The sequence below is a fragment of the Flavobacterium chungbukense genome (assembly GCF_020805785.1).
Lineage (GTDB): Bacteria > Bacteroidota > Bacteroidia > Flavobacteriales > Flavobacteriaceae > Flavobacterium > Flavobacterium chungbukense.
In genome coordinates this window covers 845,266-851,609 of record NZ_JAJGZV010000003.1, presented here as the reverse complement: position 1 = coordinate 851,609, position 6,344 = coordinate 845,266, and the positions used below count along the sequence as shown (strand labels likewise).

The 6,344-nt window shown below is 32.0% G+C and carries 9 protein-coding genes; 1 reads left to right on the top strand and 8 read right to left on the bottom strand.

Annotated features, from left to right (window positions below; genetic code table 11):
• From LL966_RS13950 to LL966_RS13915, 8 genes are all read right to left on the bottom strand, one after another.
• Positions 1-313, bottom strand: a 313-nt coding sequence (locus LL966_RS13950; protein ID WP_229354095.1) for an IS3 family transposase, incomplete at its 3' end; no start/stop codon positions are given.
• A gap of 50 nt (positions 314-363) precedes the next feature.
• Positions 364-894 carry a transposase gene (locus LL966_RS13945; protein ID WP_229354087.1) on the bottom strand — a complete coding sequence of 177 codons (531 nt, stop codon included), beginning with the start codon at positions 892-894 and terminating at the stop codon, positions 364-366.
• Between the two features lie 292 nt (positions 895-1,186).
• Positions 1,187-1,369, bottom strand: a complete 183-nt coding sequence (locus tag LL966_RS13940) for a hypothetical protein (RefSeq protein WP_229354085.1) — start codon at positions 1,367-1,369, stop codon at positions 1,187-1,189.
• Between the two features lie 57 nt (positions 1,370-1,426).
• Positions 1,427-1,798: a hypothetical protein gene (locus LL966_RS13935; protein WP_229354083.1), complete on the bottom strand. Its 372-nt coding sequence runs from the start codon at positions 1,796-1,798 to the stop codon at positions 1,427-1,429.
• Positions 1,799-2,014: 216 nt separating this feature from the next.
• Positions 2,015-2,569, bottom strand: a complete 555-nt coding sequence (locus LL966_RS13930) for a hypothetical protein (RefSeq protein ID WP_229354081.1) — start codon at positions 2,567-2,569, stop codon at positions 2,015-2,017.
• A 102-nt stretch (positions 2,570-2,671) separates the two neighbouring features.
• Positions 2,672-3,412, bottom strand: a complete 741-nt coding sequence (locus LL966_RS13925; RefSeq protein WP_229354079.1) for a LytTR family transcriptional regulator DNA-binding domain-containing protein — start codon at positions 3,410-3,412, stop codon at positions 2,672-2,674.
• Between the two features lie 162 nt (positions 3,413-3,574).
• On the bottom strand, positions 3,575-4,012 hold the full coding sequence (locus LL966_RS13920) for a GNAT family N-acetyltransferase (protein WP_229354078.1): 438 nt from the start codon (positions 4,010-4,012) through the stop codon (positions 3,575-3,577).
• Between the two features lie 15 nt (positions 4,013-4,027).
• On the bottom strand, positions 4,028-4,603 hold the full coding sequence (locus tag LL966_RS13915) for a hypothetical protein (RefSeq protein ID WP_229354076.1): 576 nt from the start codon (positions 4,601-4,603) through the stop codon (positions 4,028-4,030).
• 435 nt (positions 4,604-5,038) lie between these two features.
• Here LL966_RS13915 and LL966_RS13910 point away from each other — a divergent pair, with 435 nt between their 5' ends.
• Complete coding sequence (locus LL966_RS13910; RefSeq protein WP_229354075.1) at positions 5,039-6,331, top strand: aminopeptidase P family protein; 1,293 nt, start codon at positions 5,039-5,041, stop codon at positions 6,329-6,331.
• Positions 6,332-6,344 lie beyond the last annotated feature (13 nt).

Below are 6,344 nucleotides of genomic sequence, written 5' to 3'. Positions count from 1 at the left end.
CCCATTTTTGATTAGGCATTGTTGCTGTGAAATTACGTTTCAATATATTGGGAGCTATTTTTCCATGTTCTCCTCTATATGATTTGTATTTTTTTACTCTAATTAAACTTTTTAAACCTAAAAACCTCATTAACCTGAGCACCGTTTTATGATTAATCAAAATACCTTTGTTTTTTATTTCCAAAGTGATACGCCTATAACCAAATCGACCTTTATGATGATGGTAAATTTGCTCAATCAGCTCTTTAATATCCTTGTATTTATCTGTGGCTTGATGTTTCTTCTCGTAGTAATAATAACTGCTTCTTGCCATATTCATATGATCTAGCATGATGCCCAGATCATAATCATGCCTTAATTCTATTATGGCTTGTGCTTTTTGCTTTGCTTGGCTTCTTCGGCTTGAACTAAGGCATTGAACTTTTTTAAGAGAGCATTTTCACATCGCAATGATTCTATCTCAAGTAAAAGTTCTTCTTCTCTTGTCAAGGGTTTGTTCGATTTCTTTTTAGCTCTTTTGAAGTTCATAGATTTAGGTCTTCCTTTAGGTTGATCTTTTAAGCCTAAGATACCTTGATCTTCATATCTTTTTTGCCATTGAATAATAATAGATTCGCTAGGAATATTAAATTCAAGACAGGCTTCTCTCAAAGATAAAGACTTCTTATTAATTTTTAGCAATACATTTTGCTTAAACTTGACGTTGTATATCCGATTCTTCCTGGGTAAAAGACCTTCTTTGCCATACTTCTGGTAAAACTTAACCCATTTTCTAAGATTTGACTCGTCAAAATTATTTTCATTCGCAACTGAATTAACTGAACGATGTCTATTTAAAACTTCATTTACGCACAGAAGTTTAAACTCATAATTGTACTTGATTTTTCTTTCCATAAAAATGCCCCCAAATAGTGTCTAACTTTTTGGGGGCAGTTCATGATGTTTCGGTTTTTTGTTTTATATACACATAGTTTTGTCATCCTGAGCGAAGTCGAAAGACACGTTAGTAGCTCTGCAAAGATTGTTAATTTTGCATGCGGAGTTGCTCGCGCGTTCTTCGACTTCGCCCAAGATGACAAGATTGTGAACAAAAAAACCTTTACCAAAGTGTAAAACTTTGACAAAGGTCCCAAGACAAAGAAATAATTCTCTAATTATCAAATTGACTAATTTTCTAATTAAAGCCTTAATCCTTCTTATGCTGTTCCGTATAATTCTGATTTCCTTTAATTCGGGTATCTTCGGTATGCATTCCGTTTGCCATTCCTAGCATAAAGGCAGTCATTATAATTATAAATTTCCTCTTTATCCAATGAAGAAGTGGTCGTTTAGATTGCTCTAAGCGAGTATTTTTATTTTGTTTATACATTTTGAAAACGATAAATGATTAGACATTATTGATCATCTATGCCTAGAAATAATTTTCTTAAGCGTTGTATAAACTTGTAGTGAAGTGTTTGGAATTGATTATTTCATTTATAAAAACAGATTGATTTATAAATGAAGTTAGTTTTTGATGAAGCAGATTTTGAACTTTCAACAGTTTTTCAATTTGAAAAGTAAAGACATTTTCAGTTTTAATAAAATTCAAAACAATTAAAAATCCTGTTTTCTTGAAAGAAGTAACTTTTCCGAATTTGTACAAACGAGTACTTTTAAGCTCTATTTCTTTTTTTGAAACAACAAATGAAGATTGAAAATACTCTGCCGATTTAGGTTGAGAATATAAAGTACCATCGCTTGCAATTACTACAAAAGCCAGAAAGAGTGCGATTAGATATTTTAGATGTTTTTTCAAATCTTCTTATTATGATTATGCAACGAAAATACGAATTTCAAATAAAAAACTGAAGCGAATGTTTCCTTTTTCTATTTTCATCGAATTGTCATCCTGAGCGAAGTCGAAGGACACGTAAGTTGTTCGACAAAGATTGGACTATTGTCGCGGAGCTACTTGCGTGTCCTTCGACTTCGCTCAGGATGACAAACTTTGTACTTAAACCTTTGTCAAAGTTTAAAACTTTGACAAAGGTCGTGACACATAAAGCAATAATCCCAATCCAAAAACAAAAATGAAACAACTCAAAAACATAAAAACTCCATTTTTCAAAACAAAAAAAGAAACTCCCACAGCAACCGAACCAAGAATTACCATTAAAGATTTCAAGGTTTCTGTTTTTATAAAAGTAAATGCATGCAAAGCCAAACCGAGAAAAAGCAAAGACGGACCAACAACCACAAATGGATACAAAATACTTGGCGAATTACTGATTTGATGACTTAATGCCTCTTTTGCAATTTCGTTATTTCCGTAACTCGACATTATAAAATCGATTGTACAAAGTCCGATGTGTGCAATGACGCCTAAAGTTAACAATAAAGAAGCAACTGCATTTATTCTGTTTTTAGGAAATATATCATTAAACGACAATAAAAAACAAGCTCCAATCAAATTAAACCAATGCGCAAAATCTATCGAAGTATTTAAACTTGGTAAAAGGTTAGAAAATAATAAATAACTGGCTAAGAAAAATAGTAATCCAATTTGGCAAAAATGTTTTGTTTTCATAATTAGTTTTAAAATTTATTGAAGCAAAACTAAAATGAAAATCCAGCCGAAAGTGCAGTTTTATTGACATAGGTACGAAATGCAGTGTTTTAGGTATGAAATTTACAAAGTCAATAAAGCCTCTTTGTAATTTCTAGAAACAGGAAGTTCAATTTGAGTCAAAATAATAGTATTTGCATTTCTCCAAGATTTAAAATGAATCGGATTTATGAGATGCGAACGATGAATTTGAATCAAAAACCCGAAATCATCCTGCACTTTTTTGAGAGAAGACCGAATGAGTTTTGCCTGAAGTTTATCATTTTCGAGATAAAAAATCTCAACGTAATTCTGTGCATTCGAAATACAGACTAAATCGGATTTATTGATTTTTAGAATATCTAATCTGTTTTCTCCTCTAATTATTAAAACATCCTCTTTTATTGGAATTAGTTTAATTAAATATCGTCTTGAGAGAATAATTATTGGAGTAACAATTAAAACGACTTTTATAAATATTACCGAAAAGAATTCAGAGAAAGCATAACCGCCATTTAAAATTGGACTTTTATAGAAGGCAAAAACTCCAATTAGATATAGCAAATGAAAGAGCAAAATGGCTGTTATTTCTAAACTGATATTCCATTTTCCTATTTTTTGATAAAAGCTTTTTTGAATAATTGCCAAAAGACCATAGCATAAAAACGCCATAAAACTAAAGCTAAAACTTAGAAAAAACCATGCTCTTAAATTTATCGTTCCGTCATCAAAAGGTTTAATGATGAAAGCAAAAACAAAAAGCCATAAAGCAATCAGTAAACCGACTACAAGATTATGTTTTATGGAAATATTAAGCTGTTTCACTTTTTAGTATGGATTTTAAAGTTTCAGCTATAATCTTGTCATTTCGACCGAAGGGAGAAATCACACAAGAAACTCCGCAAGCAAAATCGCCAATCTTTGTCGAATTACTATTGTGATTTCTCCCTTCGGTCGAAATGACAAACTACACTGAAAGCTCAATAATTATTTATAAATCGTAAACTTATTATGACTCAAACTAAAACCAAGATTTTCATAAATCGCTACATTCTCTACTCGCTTTTTGTTTGTCGTTACTTCGATGCTTTTTAAATTATTATTTTCTGAATAATTTAAAATCTCATTTATCAATATTCTTCCAACATCTTGGCCTCGATATTTTTGATGAATGAAAAACTCCTGAATTTCTCCTACCAATCCGCAATGATGCAAAAGATTTTGGATATGAAAGCTAATAAATCCTAACCCTTCTGTTTCGTTTTCGGCAATGAGATAAAGATTTTTTGGGTTTGAAATATTTTCAATGAATATGGTTTTAAAAACTTCAAAATCTAAAAGTTCATTTTCGAGTTCGCAGATTGATTTGTAGATGAAATCTAGATCTTGGTTTTTGATTTTTCTGATTTTGATTTTAGAGTTCATGAATTTTAGATCAATTTAAACTGACAGCCATTCTAAAGTTATAAATTTATCACAATCATCTTTCATATCAGAAGCCCAATCAATAAGTATTGCAGCGCCACCTTTTCTAATTTCATTTCTAACTATATTGTAGTTTTCTTTTGCATCAAAAGGTCCTAATCCAGCTAACTCAAAAACGATATATTTTGTTTTAGAAAATGTTGCGTATAATGAAAGTAATCTTTTAGAACTCCAGTAAAGTTCATTTATTTTAGTCTTTTTATTAATCCATGGAATTTCGTAAATTTTTTGGATAAATTCACTTTCTAGATTTGAACTTTTCTGTAAATATTCACCAACTCTAACTGGAAAAAACAAATTTCTAAATTTTGATTCTTTAAAATAATCAACATAAGTCAAGGACTTAGTAACAATCACATTTTCATTTTTTATTTTTCCAGTAAAAACATTAACCAATTCCGTTTTGATGTCTTGAAAATGAGGCCCTCCATATAAATACAAAATAACTACCTCTCCTTCTTTTAACTCAAACGGTGGTATAAAATACTGATCTGTTTTTATTCCATTACTTTCAATTAATAGTTCTTTCATTTTTACCCAAGTAATTCATCACAAGATACAAAATTGGATAATTAAACCTTATTTAACCATTAAATTTCTTTTGAAACTCTAAGCGTGAGGGATAGAGGCGGTATCCTTTTATGAAGCGGAGCGGAATAAAAGATATAGCCGAAAGCCCGACCCGGAGGGGCACGCCCAAATTAAGATTCTGAGATTCTAAGGTTCTAAGTTGCTAAGATTTTTCCAATCTTTGTAGAGTTACTTCCGAAGATTTCTCGTTCCTCGAAATGACAAGATTAGGTAGAAGCTTTGCGAACCTTGCGTAAAACCTTAGCGCTCTTTGCGGTTAAATAAACACTCAAAAAATAGAACCAAAACAAATAAGAAAACTTTAATAAAATCAATTATACGTCATTACTTCAAATTCACTAATTTTGAAATTCGAAGTTCAAAAACGAAATAATTATGAAATATCATCAAATAAACAGCGCACTTTTTGTAAAAAACCGCAGAAAGTTCATGGCTGAAATGAAACCTAATTCTGTTGCCGTATTCAACTCAAACGACATTTACCCAATTAGTGCCGACAGTACTTTGCCGTTTGCACAACATAGAGATATTTTTTATCTGAGCGGTGTAGATCAGGAAGAAAGCGTTTTGCTTTTGTTTCCAGATGCGCCTTACGAAAGTCAAAGAGAAATTCTTTTTTTAAGAGAAACTAACGATCATATTGCAGTTTGGGAAGGCGAAAAACTGACTAAAGAACGTGCTTTTCAGGTTTCTGGAATTAGAACGGTTTATTGGTTGCAAGATTTTCATAAAGTTTTGAACGAAATGATGACGTATGCTGAAACGATGTACATTAATACAAACGAACATTACCGTGCGACTGTTGAAACAGAAACTCGCGAGGCTCGTTTTGTAAAATGGTGGAAAGAACGTTATCCAGCGCACAATGTTGCGAAAAGCAACCCAATTTTACAAAGACTTCGTTCTGTAAAAGAAAGCGAAGAAATCGATTTGATTCAGCACGCTTGTGATATTACAGAAAAAGGTTTCCGCAGATTATTAGGTTTTGTAAAACCAAATGTTACCGAATATGAAATCGAAGCCGAATTGGCTCACGAATTTATTCGTAACCGTTCTAAAGGTTTTGCTTACACACCAATTATCGCTTCTGGAAATAATGCAAATGTTTTACATTATATCGAAAACAATCAGCAATGTAAAGCTGGAGATTTAATTTTATTAGACGTTGCGGCAGAATATGCTAATTATTCTAGCGATATGACGAGAACGATTCCGGTTTCAGGACGTTTTTCTGAGCGTCAGAAAGCGGTTTACAATGCTGTTTTGAGAGTTAAAAACGAAGCAACTAAAATGCTTACTCCTGGAACACTTTGGAAACAATATCATATTGAAGTGGGTAAAATCATGACTTCTGAATTGTTAGGTTTAGGCTTATTGGACAAAGCCGATGTTCAGAACGAAAATCCAGAATGGCCAGCATATAAAAAATATTTCATGCACGGAACGTCTCACCACATGGGATTGGACACGCACGATTATGGTTTGCTTCACGAACCAATGAAACCTAATATGGTTTTTACAGTTGAACCAGGAATCTACATTCCTAATGAGAAGTTCGGAATTCGTTTAGAAGATAATGTTGTGGTTCAGGAAAAAGGAGAACCTTTTAACTTAATGAGAAATATTCCTGTTGAAGTTGACGAGATCGAAACTTTGATGAATGAATAGATAAAAAGAAAGC